Raw genomic sequence first — 19,030 nt, 5'->3', positions numbered from 1 at the left:
ATATATTGCGCATATTGTGATAAACCACTCTACATTTTCTAGAATACGCTTTTGCATAATTCCAGAGTGCATAATATCTGTCTAAAAATTGCCATTTCCATTGTAAAAAACGTTGCCTCATAATTTTAAATACATTTAATTTACAATTAATTAACGTTAAATTTACATAAAATATTTTAAACTGTTCGTGTAGCATTAGCTAAATGCCTGTTTGATTGAGTGATATGTTAGATTTAGATTGATTTTACACCATCACTAGAAAGTCAGATGATGTCTTTTAAATAGTGTTGAAATTATTTCTTGCGAGGGATATCTGTATAGGTGATTTTTACTCGGATGCTAAAGGATTACTAATTTTCACCAGTCAGTTTTTTGAAAAGTTTTCCATTTTCAGAAAGTAAATAGCCAATGACTTTATTTGAATCATTTCTTTCAAAGTAGATAGGGTCACTATTGATGTCTGAAAAAACGTTTCCTTCTTCATGAAAGATTGGGTAGGCAGTGTCATTGATAATGGCGTATAGGTCTTCCTTGCCTGTATTGAACACAATTTGTATTTGACCGTCCTCAAATTCGTAAGTTCCTTCAAACTCTTTCAAAAAAGAAACTGATGTTTTTTCTTCATAGGGACTGTCATTGGATAAAATTAGTCCGTCACCTGGTTTCCAATTATCATATTCCATATTATGGGCTACTCTCTTTGCAGATTTTAATCCTTGGAGTTTAGCAACCAAATGAAGTGCACCATCTATTCCAGCAGATATACCGGCTGTTGTAATCACTGTACCGTTGTCTACAAAGCGCACATTTTTCTTGACATCAATTTTGGGATATGAATTTTGAAGGTTGTCCAAAGACCTATGAAATGTAGTAGCAGTTTTTCCATCCAAGATTCCTGCTTCGGCCAAAACAAATGCTCCTGTGCAAACTGAAAAATAGTAGTCCACATTTTCTTGTTTTCTTACCCATTCAATAACTTTTGGGTTCTGTGAAGCTGCTGAAGCATTACCACCAAAAAATGCCAGAATATCCGCTTTTGGTGCATTTTCAATACTATAATCTGGATTAACGCTCAATATCCCTTGTGATTTTATAGGGGCTTTGGTGGCGGAAACCGTAAAAACCTTAAAACCTGCATAGGATAACACTTCCATGGGTCCGGCAAAATCTAAAACCTCTACTCGGTCCTGTAAATAAAATGCAATGGTTTTTACTTTTTCTTTTTTCATTAAAGTCATATTGCAAGCAGCACATTTGCCAGGTTTATCAAATTCTATAGTATCGCAAGGTAAGTCGCATGGAGGACAAACATAGATATCCGTAACGCTATTTACGCTTTGTGGGTAAGCAAAAGTAATTCCAAATATGAGTGCAAAAAATATACTATAGCTGTTCATTTTATGATTGTTTGATGTGCTATCAAAACTAGAGCATCATACAAGTTTTTAAAAGGACAAAAGCACTCAGAATAAGGACAAATTTAGAGCTGTAATTTGTTCGGTAAGGGATACTTGTATTTTTTTAGAAGTGTGCGCAATTGATTGCTGCTAGATAAACCGCACATGAGTGCAACGGCATGTACCTTTTCTCCTTTGGATAATAATTGTGACGCTCTTTCAACTCTCAGTTTATCTTGATAATTGCCGATGGTTACCCCAGTGGTTTTTTTGAACAATCGGGTCAAGTTCCTTGGACTCATGCACACCCGTTCTGCTAGATTCTCGATTTTTAGTTTCTTGTCAAGATTCTGGGCAAGTATATCTTGGACTTGATGGATACGGTTTTCTAAATGATTGCGGTATTGAAGAAAAATGCTGAGTTGAGGGTCATTCTCGGTTCTTCTTAGATATATTACCACTTCTTTAGCAACTTTTGCCGTAAAAACAGGACCGTAAAGTTCTTCCAAGAGGAATAATGCCAAGTCTATTCCTGAAGAAACCCCAGCACTTGAATATAGATTGCCGTCTTTGACCAGTAATCTATCCGATAGTAATCTGACTTTAGGAAACCTCGATTTAAAATCGTCAAAATACTTCCAATGTGTTGTACAGTTTTTTTCATCTAAAAGCCCTGCAAAGGCAAGTATGTATGTGCCCGTGCATACGGAACAGATTTTAGCGCCTTGATTGCGTTGGGTACGTAACCATTCAAAAAAATCATGGTACTTAAGTTTAAAACTTTCAGCATAGAACAGATGGGATTCCATTCCGGGAATAAAAAGTATGTCTGTTTCACAAAGTGAAAAATCTGAAAATGTTTCAAGATTTCCTAGGGCCAAACCTGCACTGGAAAACTCTTGCACCTTGTTTTCCATACCCAGGTAATGGGCTCTTATTTCCGCTCCATATTCTTTTGCTTCGTAAAACAAATGCGCAGGTCCTGTAATATCCAGTAATTGCACTTCTGGAGGTACAAGAAAAAAAGCGCTATGTATAATGGTATTTGCCATATCGGTTGGAACGAATTCCATATAAAAATAGCCGTTATTCCTTGTATATAAGAATAACGGCTAGTATAAACTTTAAGCTAAAGCTTTAAACTATCCCAAAAATGGATATCGATAATCTTCGGGTGTTACAAAAGTTTCCTTGATCAACCTTGGTGATACCCAACGCAACAGGTTTTGGGCGGAACCTGCCTTATCATTGGTTCCAGAAGCTCTGGCACCACCAAAGGGCTGTTGACCTACCACGGCACCTGTTGGCTTGTCGTTGATATAAAAGTTACCTGCGCAATTCTGCAACGCTTTTGTGGCTTCATCGATTGCATACCTGTCAGTAGCTAAAACGGCTCCAGTCAATGCATATTCAGATGTTCCATCAACAAGTTCTAAGGTTTTGGCCCAATCTTCATCTTCATAGACATAAATAGTGACTACGGGTCCAAAAAGTTCAGTACACATTGTGGTGTATTTTGGGTCTTTCGTTAGGATAACCGTAGGCTCAATAAAGTAACCAACGGATTTGTCGTAGGTACCCCCTGCAATAATCTCCACATCGGCATCTTTTTTGGCCTGGTCAATATACTTTGCAAGTTTATCAAATGAACCCTCATGGATTACGGCAGTTACAAAATTCTCCATATCTGCGGGAGAACCTGCCTTGTTAATGGATTTTAGGTCTGTTTTTACCAAATCCAGAATTTCATCAGCAGTCGACTTTGGTAAATACACCCTTGAAGCTGCACTACATTTTTGTCCTTGAAATTCAAAAGCACCCCTTACTATAGCAGTAGCTACTTGTTGTGGCTTTGCAGTGGGGTGTGCTAAAATGAAGTCCTTCCCACCGGTTTCACCTACGATTCTTGGATAGGTTTTGTAGTTATGGATATTGTTCCCTATCTGTTTCCAAAGTTCCTTAAAAACGTATGTAGAACCTGTAAAGTGAAGTCCTGAAAAATCTGGACTGGAAAGAACGGTGTCTGTGACCATCACGGGATCTCCAAATACTACGTTGATAACACCATCTGGCAATCCAGCTTCCTTAAATACATCTATGATAACTTTTGCTGAAAAAACTTGACTATCGCTAGGCTTCCAGATAACGGTATTGCCCATCATAGCGGCGCTTGCAGGCAAGTTTCCGGCGATGGCCGTAAAGTTGAACGGGGTTATGGCGTATACAAAACCTTCAAGGGGTCTATATTCTACACGGTTCCAGATGCCTTCTGCAGACTCTGGTTGCTCCGTGTAAATTTGGGTCATGTATTCAACATTGAAACGCAAAAAGTCGATGAACTCACAAGCAGCGTCTATTTCAGCTTGATGGATAGTTTTTGACTGGGCCATCATGGTGGCTGCATTGATTTTAGCTCGGTATGGCCCGGCAATCAATTCGGCAGCTTTTAAGAAAATGGATGCGCGTTGTTCCCAAGGCAGATTAGCCCATGCCTCACGTGATTCTAAACAATTGGCAATAGCTTGTTCTACATGTTTTTTCTCGGCCAGGTGAAATTTTCCGACGATATGTTTGTGTTCGTGCGGGGGGGACATGGATTGTGTGTTCCCCGTTCTTATTTCTTCTGAACCTATATATAGCGGAACTTCAACGGTTCCTTTGTAGTATTCGTCGTATTGTTTTAGTACTTCCTCGCGTTCTGGAGTGCCCGGAGCATAACTTTTAATAGGCTCGTTATATGCAGTTGGAACTTGAAAAAAACCTTTTCCCATGTATGGTGGATTTAATGTGTTAAAATTCCATCAAAGGTAGTAAAAGGAAAAGCGATTCTAAAATGATTTCTAACTAGTTTACAGCGAAAGGAGCGGCAAATTTAAAGGTGGGAATATCCACTTCAAACTCTTCGGATGACGCTAAGTTTACCATGTGATAATATCCTTGCATGGCACCTATGGGCGATGCAAGCAAACAACCAGAACTGTAGGTGTGTGACTTACCTGGTTTAATAACTGGTTTTTTACCAATTACACCTTCACCATCTACAGCCTCTGGCTCTTTTAAAGCATCAAAAATATCCCAATGCCTAGCGGTCAGTTGAACTGAATCCTTGCTTTGATTTTCTATGGTAACCGTATAACCAAAGGCATAGTGCATTTTATAATTTTTAAAAAATGTACCCTCGAAAGTAGTCTGTACAGAAACCTTTATCCCTTTTGTTATTTGAGTAAACATATGCTAATAAGTAAAAGCACTTCCCGTCAATAATATTATCACCACAAATACTGCTAAAAAGGTGAATATTGTATTCAGAAAAATGTATTTGACAATTGTTTTAAATCTTCCTTGCCCATAAAATTTCCGCATCGACTTATATAGGTAAATACCGAAAATCAGTAAAAACATACCTGAGCTTGCCGTATCAAAAATTGAATCTATTATTAAGCTAAGGATGAGCAAGATAAATAATAATGACTGGTTGTGGAAGCTAAAGATAAGATGATCGGTGTAGGTATATTTTTTTCTGATGTATACCACCCAAATAAAAATGGTGAACACGGGTAAAAAGAAAAAAATCACAAATGGCAACTTTGAAATAGTGGCATTTAAAAAGCTTCCCGGTTCTCGAATAGCCTTTCGCAAACTGTTGGAAGAGTTAAAAGCTATTTTATCTTCAAAATTATTGCCTGCTCCATATCTGCTCATGGCATCGGAAAAATTTCTTAGTGTATCCTGCTTTATCTTTCTAGCAAAGAATTCCATTTTCGAGAATACATCGCTCCATCCGGTACTATCATTTATGCTTTTAAAATAGGCCCTTGGATTTGCTTTAATGAGCGAATCTTTTCTTTTGGATTTCTTTTCCAAATCAAAAATGTCAATGGAATCCAATAGTTTCAGCTGTTCTGATATATTGGTTTCGGGAATCTCTATGGAATCTAATCGAGAAAGGACTTTTTCCGTTTCTTTTCGTACTATTAGGCTATCCTCAGGGGTTAAATTAAGGGACATTACTTCAGCTTGTTCAAGCTTTTCATCAAAACCTTCAAAAGCCTTGTCTACTGCTGAAAACCTATCATTGTAAGTAAATATTAGAAGGTAAAGGAATGCTAGGCTTAATAAAAATCGAAAGGGATTTGTATAAGCAACACGCTTTCCGTTAATATAATCCTTGGTAATCGTACCAGGTCTAATCAAAAGTGCATACAGGGTTTGCAGCAGTTTTGAATCATAGTTGATGAGGTTGGAGAAGAATTCATCAAAAAAATCTTTAAGTACCAGTTTTTTGGTGCTGTTGGCTTGGGAGCAATTTGGGCAATATCTGTCACTGATATCTAAGGGGTGGCCGCAATTTAGACATTCGGTTCCTCTAAATTTAAGCTGATATCTGCCCTTGGTTATTAGGTTTGGTTTGGTTTTTCCCATTCTTTTTCAAGGATTTGGGACTAATATAATTAATTACTGATAGTTCTTGAGTTTACCGAGCCTATGCCTATGATGTCATCATATAGTTCTCCAAAATCTCGATAATATACCAGTATGAGGTAATTATTTTCGGTAAAGTGAAAATTTCCGCTGACATAGTTCATATCTATGGTTCCATCTTCACGTTCGATAACGTATTTATAATTGTGAAACCCCTGCTTCATGGTCATCATGAGTTCCATTTTGCCATTGTCAGAATTAAAGGTCATTCTGTTTTCTTCACCTAGCTCATAATTATTGAACTTTCCAAAAACATAGACATTGTCCAATCCAATTTCGTTGGTGTAGGGGAGACTAAAGTGAACTTGGGAATATTCTGCTTCTCGCGAAACATCATCTCCTTGCAGTGTCCTTATAAAAAAATCTCCGTTAATATCAGGGAAATAAGTATACTCTTGGTCGTATCGATAATCATTGGTAAACAAATAGTGGTGGTACAATTCTTTGAATTCAATTTTGGATATGGCAAAGGTTGGCGACCTTAAATCTTTGGTGTCGAAGTTCAAAAACTCATTACCCCCAAAAAAACTTGTCTCTTGGTCATACCGGTAGACCAATTCCGTACCAATGGTAAATTGAGGTTTAATATTGTAAAGTGCAGTTGGCCAAAAATGATTTTGTAAAATAGCAATTTTCACTTCCTTTTTAGGATTCACTACTGGAAAACCTGAGGTATTTATGGTAAATTGAACAACTTGCTTTTCATTCAGATAATTAAAATCCCTAGAGCGTTTAACGGCACCACCTACAGTGACTAAATCTTTATAAACGATAAATCTTCGGGAAAACTGCAAATCACCATAACTGTTATAGACTTCTATCAGATAGTTGCCACTTACCTTTAAGCGTATATTCTCGTTAGGTATGGTCAGTCTGTAGTTTGAATAGGGTTGTAGCGTGTTGTAGCTGTTCTCATAGTCGATGATGCGTTGGTTGTCCATTCCAACTAAATACTGGGATTTTAACAGCTGTGAAGGAGTCCAATCGTAATCACAGTGAACTATTTTGTAATAATAGTCCTGTTCATTAGCGGTGAGGTCGTCAAATACCAGTGTCATGGATTCTCCCAACTTAATAACGGGGAATTGATCTTCAGTAGGGCCGGTAAAAACAATGGTCTTTATGTTGGAAGGGGGATTTATTTCTTCTTGTACCTGGGCAAAAATTCCAGAAACAAAAAAGCATAAAAATATTTGTTTGATCTCAAAGCGCATTTAGGGCGTAATTTTGGGGTAAAGGTAAACAAAAAGTATGCCCGACAAATTTAGCCCGATGTAATCCCAAAATTCTAGTTAATATTTGTAATTTATATGCTTTTAGTAGTAAATTTGCGACCAATTTTGTTAACCAAAGGCACACTTACATGTCCAAAGATATCCGAATAAAGAAGGGGTTGAACATCAATCTTGTTGGAGCTGCTGAGCAAACCACATCTAAAGCTCCATCGAGCAACGTCTATGCGCTCAACCTTGGTGATTTTCATGGCATAACCCCCAAGATGTTGTTAAAACAGGGAGCTGAAGTGAAAGCTGGAGAACCTTTGTTTTACAATAAGAACAATGAGGATATGCTCTTTGTTTCTCCTGTAAGTGGAGAGCTGGTCGAAATCGTAAGAGGTGCGCGCAGGAGAATCTTGACTATTAAGATTTTAGCCGATAAAGAACAAAGCTATCATTTGGCGCAAGTTGCTGATTTGAATGCTATGGATGGGGAATCCATTAGAAAAATACTTTTAAATTCAGGTTGTTGGCCTTTTATAAAACAACGGCCTTATGATATTGTAGCTAATCCCGATGCCACTCCCAAAGCTATTTTTATTTCTGCTTACACTACAGCACCTTTAGCGGCTGATGCAGATTACGTGTTAAAGGGAAAAGAAGCAGAGCTGCAGGCAGCGATTACTGCTTTGGGCAAAATGACACCTGGAGCTATTCATGTTTCTGTTGGTAATACGTCGACATCACCATTTGCCAATATTAATGGAATTACCATACATAAGGTTTCTGGGCCTCACCCTGCAGGACTTGTTGGAACACAAATCAACAAAATTGACCCTGTAAACAAAGGTGAGGTTGTCTGGACAGTAGCTCCACAAGATCTTGTTATCATAGGGGAATATCTTTTGACAGGCAAATTCAATGCACAGCGCATTGTGGCATTATCTGGATCTTCAGTAAAAACACCAAAATATTATACTACAAAAATAGGTGCTGAGATATCTACTTTTCTATATGCCAGTGGTGTGAACCAAGATAAATTTAGATTGATAAACGGAGATGTTCTTACAGGTTCAAAAACCACCCCTGAAGGCCATCTTGGATTTTATAATAATACAGTAACGGCCATTCCCGAAGGAGATGATTATGAATTCTTTGGCTGGAACAAGCCTGTTTTTAATAAAATTTCTTCCACTAGGGCACTCACTTTCTCATGGATGCAGCCTAAGAAGCAATATGACTTGGACACAAATACGAATGGAGAACATAGAGCGTTTGTTGTTACGGGGCGTTATGAGGAAGTATTTCCATTGGACATTTATCCGTTACAATTGTTAAAGGCCTGCATGGTCAAGGATTTAGATGAAATGGAGCAATTGGGAATGTATGAAGTGGCTCCAGAAGATTTTGCCTTAACAGAGTTTATTTGTATTTCAAAACAACCGCACCAACAGATAATTAGGGAAGGACTCGATTTAATGTATCAAGAAATTGGATAATTATGGGTATGAAAGATAAATTACACCAAATAAAGTTAAAGTATCAGGGCAAGAAAATGGCTCCGGCTTTCAATGCGATTCACACCTTTTTATATACACCAAACGAAACAACGCATTCCGGTGGTCATGTGAGGGCGGTCGATGATTTAAAACGTACAATGAATACCGTAATCTTGGCCTTGGTGCCGTGTTTGTTGTTCGGTATTTTCAATGCTGGCTACCAGCATTATTCTGCTGTTAACGGGTTTCCAACCGATTTTTCAGTGCTCGAACACTTTATTACTTGGGACAACTTTTGGTTGGGTGCCATTACAGTATTGCCCTTGGTTATTGTTTCCTACGGAGTTGGTTTGGCCGTGGAGTTTGTCTTCGCCGTCATTAAAGGACATGAAGTTGAAGAAGGCTATTTGGTCACAGGGATGTTGGTTCCATTGATCGTGCCCATCGATACTCCGCTTTGGATGTTGGCTGTCGCCGTAATCTTTGGAGTTGTAATAGGTAAAGAAGTATTTGGTGGAACTGGGATGAACATCTTAAATCCTGCACTTACCATCCGTGCCTTTCTGTTTTTCGCATATCCAACATGGATGAGCGGTGACAAAGTTTGGGTTCATGAAGGTGTTGCACGTGCAGGAACTGCTGATGCTATTTCTGGTGAAACCATTTTAGGATATTTAGCTCAAGGCAATACATCTGAGTTTTCATACTCACTTTCAGATATGTTTTTCGGTTTTATTCCAGGATCTGTCGGTGAAACATCTACTTTTCTAATCCTTCTTGGAGGATTGTTTTTGATTTTCACCAAGATTGCAAGCTGGAGAATCATGGTAAGTGCTGTTGCAGGTTCACTGGCTATGGGATTGATTTTTAACGGAATTGTTGATGCAGGATGGATTCCGGAATACAGCAAGTTTTATGGTTTGATGCAATTCGATTTCTGGAAACACCTTATAGTTGGTGGTTTGGCATTCGGAATAGTTTACATGGCAACTGACCCTGTAACGGGATCTCAGACAAATAAAGGGAAATGGATTTATGGGTTTCTAATCGGATTCCTATCTGTAATGATTCGTGTGTTCAATCCAGGTTATCCTGAAGGTGTATTCTTGGCAATATTACTGATGAACGTCTTTGCACCTACCATAGACCATTATGTTGTTAGGGGTAATGTTAAGGGAAGAATGAAGAGGATGAAAAATGCAACTATTTTACCAAAACCAAGTGATGGTAAGGCAGAAGAATTAAAAGTAGAAACAGTATAGTATGGCAATCAATACCGATAAAAACGGATATACCGTAATTTTTGCTTCAATAATGGTGGTTGTTGTGGGAGCGATTTTAGCATCTTTTGCATCTGGATTACGACCAAGAATCGATGAAAATGAGCGGTTCGCAAAGCAACAAAATATCCTTTACGCTATGGGCGTAAATGAAAATACAGAAGACAGTGGTGTAAATTTTATTCCCACAAATGCCGTAGAAGCAGAGTTTTCAAAATATATTAAAGAGCAATATGTTCTGGATAATAATGGAGAGGTAAAACCTAAGGAAGAAGCTTATCTTCTAGATGTGAAAAAACAAATTGCAGCAATGAAAAGTGGAAAAGATGCAGAGCTTCCTTTTTTCATTGGCGAAAAAGATGGAAAAAAATCTTACATCCTTCCCATGTATGGAAAAGGTCTTTGGGATGCCATATGGGGATTTGTTTCTCTTGATGAAAATATGGTAATTCAAGGGGTTTATTTTGATCACAAAGGTGAAACTGCAGGATTGGGTGCAAACATCAAGCTCCGCTATTTCATGGATGACTTTAACGGTGAATACGTTATGGACGGAAATCAATTCAAGGGTGTTACAGTAGCGAAGGGTAACAACGATCCTTTAAATGAAAACAAGCAAGATCATGAGGTAGATGCATTGGCAGGTGCTACAATTACAGGTAATGGAGTAAGTGCCATGATCAAAGAGAGTCTTTCCCTATATAAGCCTTATTTACAAACAGTCATAAATAATTAAGATGGCAATACTTTCAAAAAAAGATACAAATCTAATATTAGATCCTTTAGCTGATAATAATCCCATTACAATTCAAGTATTGGGTATTTGTTCAGCTTTAGCGATTACCGCTGAGCTACAGGCTTCAGTAGTTATGGCTATCTCAGTGATTTTTGTAATGGGTGTCGGTAACGTAGTAATTTCTCTATTGCGAAATGTAATTCCATCAAAAATTAGAATTATTGTGCAGCTAGTAGTGGTTGCCACCTTGGTAATCATGGTGGACCAAGTACTAAAGGCCTTCGCATACGAACTGAGCAAGACCCTTGGTGCTTTCATTGGTTTGATTATTACAAACTGTATTATTATGGGTCGATTTGAAGCTTTTGCTTTGGGTAATGGACCCTGGAGATCATTCTTGGATGGTATAGGTAACGCACTCGGTTATGGGGTGATATTGATTATGGTTGGTTTTTTCCGTGAATTATTGGGTTCAGGTACTCTTTTTGGAATGCCTGTACTTGGAGATCCTATCGCTAAAACAGGTTTATATGCGATTGGGTATGAAAACAATGGTTTTATGATTATACCACCAGCTGCATTGATAGTAGTAGGAATTATAATTTGGGTGCAACGTTCCAGAAATAAAGCGTTGATTGAAGAAGCATAAAAGAATTAAACTATGTTAGAGCATTTAGAATTATTTTTCAAATCTATTTTTATTGATAACATGGTTTTTGCCGTGTTCTTGGGAATGTGTTCCTATTTGGCGGTATCCAAAAAAGTTGCTACCGCAGTAGGATTGGGAGCCGCTGTAATCTTTGTTTTGGCTGTAACGGTACCATTGAATTGGTTGTTGGACCAATACTTATTGCAGGATGGGGCCTTGGCTTGGTTAGGGCCTGAATATGCAGACTACAACTTAAGTTTTTTATCTTTCATTCTTTTTATCGCAACTATAGCCACAATGGTGCAATTGGTTGAGATTATCGTAGAGAAATTCTCTCCTTCGTTATATAATTCTTTAGGAATCTTTTTACCGTTAATAGCTGTAAACTGTGCAATTCTTGGAGGATCACTTTTCATGCAAGCTCGTGAAATACCTACTCTAGGATTAGCTTTAAACTATGGTATAAGCTCAGGTATAGGTTGGTTTTTAGCTATTTTGGCAATAGCTGCTATTCGAGAAAAAATAAGATATTCCAATGTGCCTGCCCCATTACGTGGGTTGGGTATTACATTCATCATAACAGGATTAATGGGTATCGGCTTTCAGAGTTTTGGTGGCATGTTGACAGGTGACAATGATCCGCCTGAAGAAACTGCACCCACTACTGCTGAAAAGATTCAGGAAAAAGAAATTAAAAAAGGGATTGAAGACGACGATAAAGCAGTCTCTTATAATGATGTAATAAACGAATAAAGATGATATTAGCTACAAGTACAGGGGGTACTATTTTAATTACAGTAGTTGCATTTCTAATCTTATTATTGCTTTTGGTAGCGGTCTTGTTGATTACCAAAGAAAAGTTATCACCTTCAGGTCCGGTTACATTGACCATTAATGGTGAAAAGAAAATCGAAGTTGCTTCTGGGAGTACGCTGCTCACTACTTTGGGGAACCAAAAAGTCTTTTTACCATCTGCATGTGGTGGAGGCGGAACTTGTATTCAGTGTGAGTGCCATGTTTTATCAGGTGGTGGAGAAGCATTGCCTACAGAAACGCCCCATTTTTCAAGAAAAGAACTGCAGCACGGAGCTCGATTGGCATGTCAAGTGAAAGTAAAACAGGACATGGAAATAGAGATTCCTGAAGAAGTGTTCGGAATCAAGAAATGGGATGCCAAAGTTGTACGAAATTATAACGTTGCTTCCTTTATCAAAGAGTTTGTAGTGGAGATTCCCGAAGCGATGAACTACAAGGCTGGTGGGTATATCCAGATTGAAATTCCACCATGCGAAGTCAAGTATGCGGATATTGATATAACTGCCCATCCCGAAGAGCATGAAACTCCCGATAAGTTTAAAGCTGAGTGGGACAAATTTAATCTATGGCCTTTGGTCATGAAAAACCCGGAGACGGTCGAACGTGCCTATTCCATGGCTTCCTATCCCGCTGAAGGACGTGAAATCATGTTGAACGTGCGTATTGCGACCCCGCCATGGGACCGTTCTAAAAACGGATGGATGGATGTGAATCCCGGTGTGGCTTCCTCCTATATTTTCGGATTGAAAGAAGGAGACCCAGTTACAATATCAGGACCTTTTGGGGAATTCTTTATTAATGAATCAGAATCTGAGATGCTCTATGTGGGTGGTGGAGCCGGAATGGCGCCGATGCGCTCCCATTTGTACCATCTGTTCAAAACCCTTAAAACGAACAGAAAAGTTACCTATTGGTACGGAGGGCGTTCCAAACGAGAGCTTTTCTATATTGATCACTTTAAACAATTAGAGGAAGAATTCCCAAATTTCAAGTTCTATATGGCACTTTCGGAGCCGCTGGAAGAAGATAATTGGAAAGTAAAGGAAAATATTGATGCACCTGGAGACGGCTTTGTGGGATTCATACATAATTGTGTAATTGACAATTATTTGAACGATCATGAAGCTCCAGAGGATATTGAACTCTATTTCTGTGGACCACCATTAATGAACAAAGCTGTTCAGAAAATGGGCGAGGATTTTGGAATTCCCGACGAACACATCAGATTTGACGACTTTGGTGGATAAGAATTGTAATTTATATAAAAGGCCTCTTTTAAAGTAGAGGTATTACATAAAACAAACCGGTGCATTTTGTATCGGTTTTTTTGATTGCTATGAGAAGAATACTAACAGAACAGGAGTTGCACAATCTAGCAATGAACATAGTGGGAAGGCAATTGGAAACCGATGGGTTTGAGTTTATGGCAATAAATAGCAAACCAAAAAAAAATCCACAATATGTCTGTCTTAAGGAAAAAAATCTTCATTTTATTGTAGTACGGAATGTGGCATATCCTAATGACCCTAGGGATTTTGATGTTGAATTGATGGAAAAAGTAAAGAGCCATGCGGTTAAATTTGAAGCAAGAACCTATTTTGCCGGGGTAAGTCTCTCCAATGCTTCGGACAGGACACAACCTGTATATTTAAATGAAGAATACATAGTTGATTATAACGGATTAATAGAAATATAATGTTGAAGTGTTTTTCTCTTCTTGCCTTAGTGGCCCTAATGATGCTGGGATGCAACTCGAACACTACCTATGTCAGAAATCAGAATATTGGAAATGCTCTGGGTACCACCTATTCCATAATTTATATTTCTGATGTGAAGTTGGATTTCCAAAAAGAAATCGATTCTGTTTTTCAGGTTTTTAATAAATCCATGTCTACCTATTTGCCCGATTCTGATATTTCTAAAATAAATGATGGCGATTCAACACTTGTAATCGATCAGATGTTACTCGATGTTTTTATGCAGAGCAAAGATGTACATTACGAAACGGACGGCTATTTTGACCCCACTATAGGTGTTTTGGCAAATGCCTGGGGTTTTGGTCCAGGTCAACAAATTGAACTTGATAGTACCAAGGTCGATAGTTTGATGGAGTATGTGGGCTTCCAAAAAATTGGACTTACAAAGGATTATAGAATTGTTAAGGCCAAAAAAGAAATACGATTTGATTTTAATGCCATTGCCAAGGGGTATGCAATAGATCGTTTGGGAAGAATGTTGGAAGAAAACGAGATTGACAATTATTTGATAGAGGTAGGCGGTGAAATACTGGCAAAAGGCACTAATGTCCTTAATGGTAAATCGTGGAAAGTTGCTATTGATGACCCCGAAGACTTGACCAATAGGGGAGGAGCGGCGATAATCGAATTAAAAGATGCGGCTATGGCTTCATCCGGTAACTATAGAAAATTCAGGGTAGATCCGGTAACCAAAGAAAAGTATGTACATACGATAAATCCCAAAACGGGATATACCAAAAACTCGAATATCTTATCTGCAACGGTAATAGCAGAATACTGTATGCAAGCAGATGCTTATGCCACTGCGTTTATGGCGATGAATTTAGATGCTACCCTTGAACTGTTAGAGAAACATAAAGAAATGGAGGCCTTCATTATTTACGTAGATGATGATGGTAATACAGCAAACTTTATGACAAAAGGCTTTCAGGAAATTCTTGTAAAATAACTATTTTTTGACCAAGGGTATGATTTCTCCTTTAGCCAATCGATATTTTTCAACCTCTTCTTTAGTTAGCTGTTCTGTGTAGTCAACCTCTTCTACTGTAAAGCCAATACTTCTAAGCTTATCAAAATAGTCCCTTCCATAAATGCGAACATGATCGTATTGCCCAAAAATTCGGGCCCTTTCTTCTCTGTCAGTAATAGAATCATCCGTAAAGGTCTTTTTTCTATTTAAATCTTGGGGTATTTGAAAAATGCCCCAACCTCCAAGTTTCAATATACGGTACAGCTCTTGCATTGCTTTGGTATCGTTGGGAATATGTTCCAGGACATGGTTGCAAAGAATAACATCAAAAGAATTATCATCAAAAGGAAGGTTGCAGATATCCGCTTTTACTTCCGCCAAAGGCGAATTTAAATCTGTTGTGGTATAGTCAAGGTGCGACAATTGCTTGAACCTTTTATGATATGCTTGTTCGGGAGCAAAGTGCAATACTTTTAGTGGTTTTGTAAAGAAATCTGTTTCATTTTTTAGGAACAACCATAAGAGTCTATGTCTTTCCAAAGAAAGGGTGGAGGGGGCGAGCACATTTTCACGTGGATTTTCATAACCGTACGGAAGAAATGTTCGGAAGCTTTTACCGTCAATGGGGTCTGTGTATTTTTTTCCCCTTAATAGGATAGCTATGAACGGACGCACCCAATAGCTTATTTTAATGAGCCAAGGCCTTGGAATTAGATTTAGAAAATATTTGAATATTTCGGACATGTTTTATTACACTGAGTTGCACTGAGCTAAATAGAGTTTCACAGAGGTTTATTTATAAAACGCTTTATTCCATTTTTGAGAAGGCTTGTATGAAAATTAATCAAAAGACCTAAGTCAAATTTGCCAAGTTTAAGGTATGTCAATATTTGGGCAAAGTGAACATCGGTAAAACATTCAACGGTTTTTAATTCGACAACAATTTTGTTTTCTACCAACAAATCAATTCTATATCCATGATTTAATTTTACTTCTTTATAAAGAACAGGTAGTGCAACTTCTTTTGTAACAGAGAGATTATTCTGCTTTAGTTCATATAACAAGCATTCTTGATATGCTGATTCTAATAATCCTGGCCCTAAGGCTTTATGTACCTCGATAGCAGACTTTATTATGATACTCGTTATATGATTATCTTCCATAATCTTTGTGTAACTCCGGGTATCCTCAGAGAAACTCTGTGAAAATTGTTTTAGGCAGTTGTTTGCCTTGATCTAAACTCCTCCTCTTCATTGCTGGAAATTCCCAAAGCATCATAGATGTACTGAAAGGTCGAAAGTAGTTCAGGTTTTCCGTCCACAAGGGCCACATTATGTTCAAAGTGTGCGCTTGGCCTACCATCCGCAGTTAATATGGTCCACCCATCTTTAAGCTGTTTAATTCTCCTTGTTCCCATATTTACCATGGGTTCAATGGCAACGACCGTTCCGTTGACGAACTTTTTTCCACGTCCTCGTTTTCCGTAATTTGGCATTTGGGGATCTTCATGCAGTTCTTTTCCTAACCCATGACCAACCAGTTCACGAACAATTCCATAGCCATGATTTTCGCAATAATTTTGGATGGCATAACCCACGTCACCTACTCGATTTCCTTCTTTGAATTCCTTGATTCCAATGTAGAGGGACTCTTTGGTTATTTTGAGCAGCTTTTTGGTTTCTTCTGCAACTTCACCTACTTCAAATGTATAAGCATGATCTCCATAGAATCCATTTTTAAGCGCACCACAATCTACGGAGATAATATCACCATCCTTTAAAAGTTCATTACCGGGAATACCATGAACAACTTGGGCGTTTGGGCTCCAATTAAGCGTGTTTGGAAAATCGTACATGCCCAAAAAACCAGGTTCTGCACCTTGTTCCCGTATAAAATCCTCGGCCATTTTATCCAATTGTAATGGATTGGCACCAGGTTTTATTTCTGAAGCCAACATACCCAAGGTTTTAGAAACGACCAATGCACTTTCACGCATCAATTCGATTTCTTCAGAAGTTTTAATTTTTACCATGGATGCAAAGATACATGGAAATCAAAAACCTACCTATCTTCAAAAAAGATATGAATATTATAGACGTTTCAAACCTTTAAGCTGACTTTTATCGGTTACTTCAAAAATACTGATGGCGTAACCACCACCGGGTGCACAATCCTGAGACAGTTTGGATTTATGGCTCACTCTAAATTTTTTGATTTCATATGCTTTAGGGTTTTCCTTATAATGCGCATCTTTAGCATCACTATAAATTGTGGCAATATAGGTTTTGCCAGCATCCAAAAAGTCAAATGAAATTGAAGAATTTCTGGGCTCTTCATCATTGGTACGACCTACAAACCAATTATTGGTTCCTTTTTCTTTGCGCGCATAGGTTATAAAATCACCTGGTTCGGCTTCTAACACTAAAGATGAATCCCAATCTATGGCAACATCCTTTATAAACTGAAAAGCGTCTAGATGTTTGTTGTAGGTTTCTGGTAAATCAGCTGCCATTTGTAACGGGCTGTACATGGTCACATATAGTGCCAATTGACGTGCAATCGTGGTATTGACCCAAGATTTGTTATTTGGGTTGTATTTGCTCACATCGGGTTCAAAAATACCCGGCGTATAATCCATAGGTCCACCTATAAGCCTTGTAAACGGAAGAATTGTGGTATGGTCGGGATTGCTCCCGCCAAAAGCTTCGTACTCCGTTCCCCTTGCGGATTCGTTTCCTATTAGGTTGGGAAAGGTTCTGCTCAATCCTGTAGGCCTTACCGCTTCGTGTGCATTGACCATAATTTTGTATTCAGCCGCTTTTTCTATGGCATATTGGTAGTGATTTACAGCCCATTGCCCATAATGATACTCGCCTCTTGGAATAATATCCCCTACATAACCACTTTTAACGGAATTGTAGTTGTTATCTACCATAAATTGATAGGCTTTGTCCATAAATCGCTCGTAATTGCGAATAGAACCAGAAGTTTCATGGTGCATCATCAATTTTACATTTTTCGACTTTGCATAGTCGCGCAACCCTTCAACATCAAAATCGGGATACGGGGTTAAAAAGTCAAACACGAAGTCTTTGGACTTTCCAAACCAGTCTTCCCAACCTTCGTTCCATCCTTCGACCAAAACTTGGTCAAAACCATGTTCAGCAGCAAAATCAATATACATTTTCACATGTTCGGTATTAGCTGCGTGACGTCCATTTGGTGTGGCTTTGGAAAAATCTGTTTCACCCAGTTTTACACTAGGGATATCCGTATAGGCCCAAGAGCTTTTCCCGGTGATCATTTCCCACCAAACCCCGATATATTTTACGGGTTTTATCCATGAGGTATCTTCATATGCAACTGGTTCGTTCAAGTTCAGGGTAATATTGGAAAGTAGTATGTCACCGGCTTTCTTACTTGCTATGATGGTACGCCAGGGTGTAGTTCTTGGCGCCTGCATATATCCCTTGTTTCCAATGGCGTCAGGGGTCAAGTGGGATTCAAGGATGTAGTTCGTTTCATCAACTTCCAAGTGCATGCAAGGATATTCAACCAGGGCAGCCTCGTGGATATTGATATAAATACCATCAGCTGTTTTCATCAACAATGCTGTTTGAACTCCAGTTTTGGAGAAGGATGTCTGCGAAGCATTGGGCGTGATAGCTTTGTCCATCAAACCAGAAATTTCGGATAATTTTGATGTAGTATAGTCATATTCTTGGGTGTCATAATCACCGGGAATCCAAAATGTTTTATGGTCTCCGGTCAATTTGAACTGTGTTTTTTCCTCGGTTATGACAAAATGGTTAAGATTGGGTTGCTGCGGAAATTCATATCGAAACCCCAATCCATCATCAAACAAGCGAAAATGAATATTCAGGAATCTATCGGTCGAAGCCTGCTCTAGTTTAACAATCAACTCGTTATAGTTATTCCTGATGGATTTTGTTTCGCCCCAAACAGGTTGCCATGTTTCATCGAACGACGTACGTTCCTCGTCCTTCAACTCGAAACCATCAAGAAAATCGGGGATATCCTTTAAATCGAAGCCAAGACTACTTTTGTCAACAATGGTTTTCCCGTTCATTAGCAATTGATACGTAGGAACACCATTTTCAATTTGAAAGTTCAACTCAAAATTTCCTTTAGGTGATTTTAGTTGTTGGGCCATCATAACGAATGGGAATATACAAGCGAGCAATAGCATATTTGTTCTCATAGTTT

At 38.4% G+C, this 19,030-nt stretch carries 18 protein-coding genes and 1 pseudogene; 8 read left to right on the top strand and 11 right to left on the bottom strand.

Annotation, left to right across the window (positions count from 1 at the left end):
• Positions 1 to 350: 350 nt before the first annotated feature.
• From LV716_RS02820 to LV716_RS02795, 7 genes and pseudogenes are all read right to left on the bottom strand, one after another.
• Positions 351 to 1,229 (bottom strand): DJ-1/PfpI family protein, encoded by an 879-nt coding sequence (locus LV716_RS02820; RefSeq protein ID WP_163416283.1) that lies wholly within the window; start codon positions 1,227 to 1,229, stop codon positions 351 to 353.
• Positions 1,230 to 1,232: 3 nt separating this feature from the next.
• Positions 1,233 to 1,397 (bottom strand): annotated as a pseudogene (locus tag LV716_RS18505) (heavy metal-binding domain-containing protein); the annotation flags it as partial.
• Positions 1,398 to 1,480: 83 nt separating this feature from the next.
• Positions 1,481 to 2,470 carry a GlxA family transcriptional regulator gene (locus tag LV716_RS02815; protein WP_233759215.1) on the bottom strand — a complete coding sequence of 330 codons (990 nt, stop codon included), beginning with the start codon at positions 2,468 to 2,470 and terminating at the stop codon, positions 1,481 to 1,483.
• Between the two features lie 69 nt (positions 2,471 to 2,539).
• The gene (gene pruA, locus LV716_RS02810; RefSeq protein WP_163416281.1) at positions 2,540 to 4,168 is read right to left on the bottom strand and encodes an L-glutamate gamma-semialdehyde dehydrogenase; all 1,629 of its coding nucleotides are present in this window, start codon (positions 4,166 to 4,168) and stop codon (positions 2,540 to 2,542) included.
• A 73-nt stretch (positions 4,169 to 4,241) separates the two neighbouring features.
• The gene (apaG, locus tag LV716_RS02805) at positions 4,242 to 4,628 is read right to left on the bottom strand and encodes a Co2+/Mg2+ efflux protein ApaG (RefSeq protein ID WP_163416280.1); all 387 of its coding nucleotides are present in this window, start codon (positions 4,626 to 4,628) and stop codon (positions 4,242 to 4,244) included.
• Positions 4,629 to 4,631: 3 nt separating this feature from the next.
• Positions 4,632 to 5,819 (bottom strand): DUF3667 domain-containing protein, encoded by a 1,188-nt coding sequence (locus LV716_RS02800; protein ID WP_163416279.1) that lies wholly within the window; start codon positions 5,817 to 5,819, stop codon positions 4,632 to 4,634.
• A 29-nt stretch (positions 5,820 to 5,848) separates the two neighbouring features.
• A complete protein-coding gene (locus LV716_RS02795) occupies positions 5,849 to 7,093 on the bottom strand; it encodes a DUF5103 domain-containing protein (RefSeq protein ID WP_163416278.1) in 1,245 nt (414 codons plus the stop codon).
• Positions 7,094 to 7,242: 149 nt separating this feature from the next.
• Between LV716_RS02795 and LV716_RS02790 the strand changes: the two genes are divergently transcribed.
• The 8 genes from LV716_RS02790 to LV716_RS02755 all read left to right on the top strand — a co-directional run bounded on the left by LV716_RS02790 (position 7,243) and on the right by LV716_RS02755 (position 14,782).
• Positions 7,243 to 8,595 (top strand): Na(+)-translocating NADH-quinone reductase subunit A, encoded by a 1,353-nt coding sequence (locus LV716_RS02790; protein WP_163416277.1) that lies wholly within the window; start codon positions 7,243 to 7,245, stop codon positions 8,593 to 8,595.
• 2 nt (positions 8,596 to 8,597) lie between these two features.
• Complete coding sequence (locus LV716_RS02785; RefSeq protein WP_163416276.1) at positions 8,598 to 9,857, top strand: NADH:ubiquinone reductase (Na(+)-transporting) subunit B; 1,260 nt, start codon at positions 8,598 to 8,600, stop codon at positions 9,855 to 9,857.
• 1 nt (position 9,858) lies between these two features.
• Positions 9,859 to 10,611, top strand: coding sequence for a Na(+)-translocating NADH-quinone reductase subunit C (locus LV716_RS02780; protein ID WP_163416275.1), 753 nt, complete (start codon positions 9,859 to 9,861; stop codon positions 10,609 to 10,611).
• 1 nt (position 10,612) lies between these two features.
• Positions 10,613 to 11,260, top strand: coding sequence for an NADH:ubiquinone reductase (Na(+)-transporting) subunit D (locus LV716_RS02775; protein WP_163416274.1), 648 nt, complete (start codon positions 10,613 to 10,615; stop codon positions 11,258 to 11,260).
• Positions 11,261 to 11,272: 12 nt separating this feature from the next.
• A complete protein-coding gene (nqrE, locus tag LV716_RS02770; RefSeq protein ID WP_163416273.1) occupies positions 11,273 to 12,013 on the top strand; it encodes an NADH:ubiquinone reductase (Na(+)-transporting) subunit E in 741 nt (246 codons plus the stop codon).
• A gap of 2 nt (positions 12,014 to 12,015) precedes the next feature.
• Positions 12,016 to 13,323, top strand: a complete 1,308-nt coding sequence (gene nqrF, locus LV716_RS02765) for an NADH:ubiquinone reductase (Na(+)-transporting) subunit F (RefSeq protein ID WP_163416272.1) — start codon at positions 12,016 to 12,018, stop codon at positions 13,321 to 13,323.
• Positions 13,324 to 13,412: 89 nt separating this feature from the next.
• Positions 13,413 to 13,772 carry a Na(+)-translocating NADH-quinone reductase subunit F gene (locus LV716_RS02760; protein WP_163416271.1) on the top strand — a complete coding sequence of 120 codons (360 nt, stop codon included), beginning with the start codon at positions 13,413 to 13,415 and terminating at the stop codon, positions 13,770 to 13,772.
• On the top strand, positions 13,772 to 14,782 hold the full coding sequence (locus LV716_RS02755; RefSeq protein ID WP_163416270.1) for an FAD:protein FMN transferase: 1,011 nt from the start codon (positions 13,772 to 13,774) through the stop codon (positions 14,780 to 14,782). Before LV716_RS02760 ends, LV716_RS02755 begins: the two co-directional genes overlap by 1 nt.
• Here LV716_RS02755 and LV716_RS02750 read toward each other — a convergent pair whose 3' ends face one another.
• The 4 genes from LV716_RS02750 to LV716_RS02735 are packed head-to-tail and all read right to left on the bottom strand — an operon-like array spanning position 14,783 to position 19,025.
• Positions 14,783 to 15,547 carry a class I SAM-dependent methyltransferase gene (locus LV716_RS02750; protein WP_163416269.1) on the bottom strand — a complete coding sequence of 255 codons (765 nt, stop codon included), beginning with the start codon at positions 15,545 to 15,547 and terminating at the stop codon, positions 14,783 to 14,785.
• Positions 15,548 to 15,585: 38 nt separating this feature from the next.
• Entirely contained in the window at positions 15,586 to 15,966 is a 381-nt protein-coding gene (locus tag LV716_RS02745; protein WP_163416268.1) for a GxxExxY protein, read from the bottom strand.
• 50 nt (positions 15,967 to 16,016) lie between these two features.
• Positions 16,017 to 16,835, bottom strand: coding sequence for a type I methionyl aminopeptidase (gene map, locus LV716_RS02740; protein ID WP_163416267.1), 819 nt, complete (start codon positions 16,833 to 16,835; stop codon positions 16,017 to 16,019).
• Positions 16,836 to 16,892: 57 nt separating this feature from the next.
• Positions 16,893 to 19,025 carry a glycoside hydrolase family 97 protein gene (locus LV716_RS02735; RefSeq protein ID WP_163416266.1) on the bottom strand — a complete coding sequence of 711 codons (2,133 nt, stop codon included), beginning with the start codon at positions 19,023 to 19,025 and terminating at the stop codon, positions 16,893 to 16,895.
• Positions 19,026 to 19,030 lie beyond the last annotated feature (5 nt).

Source organism: Flagellimonas sp. HMM57 (assembly GCF_021390175.1).
Classification (GTDB): Bacteria; Bacteroidota; Bacteroidia; order Flavobacteriales; family Flavobacteriaceae; genus Flagellimonas.
The sequence above is the reverse complement of the archived record's forward strand: the minus strand, read 5'-3'. Positions and strand labels throughout refer to the sequence as shown.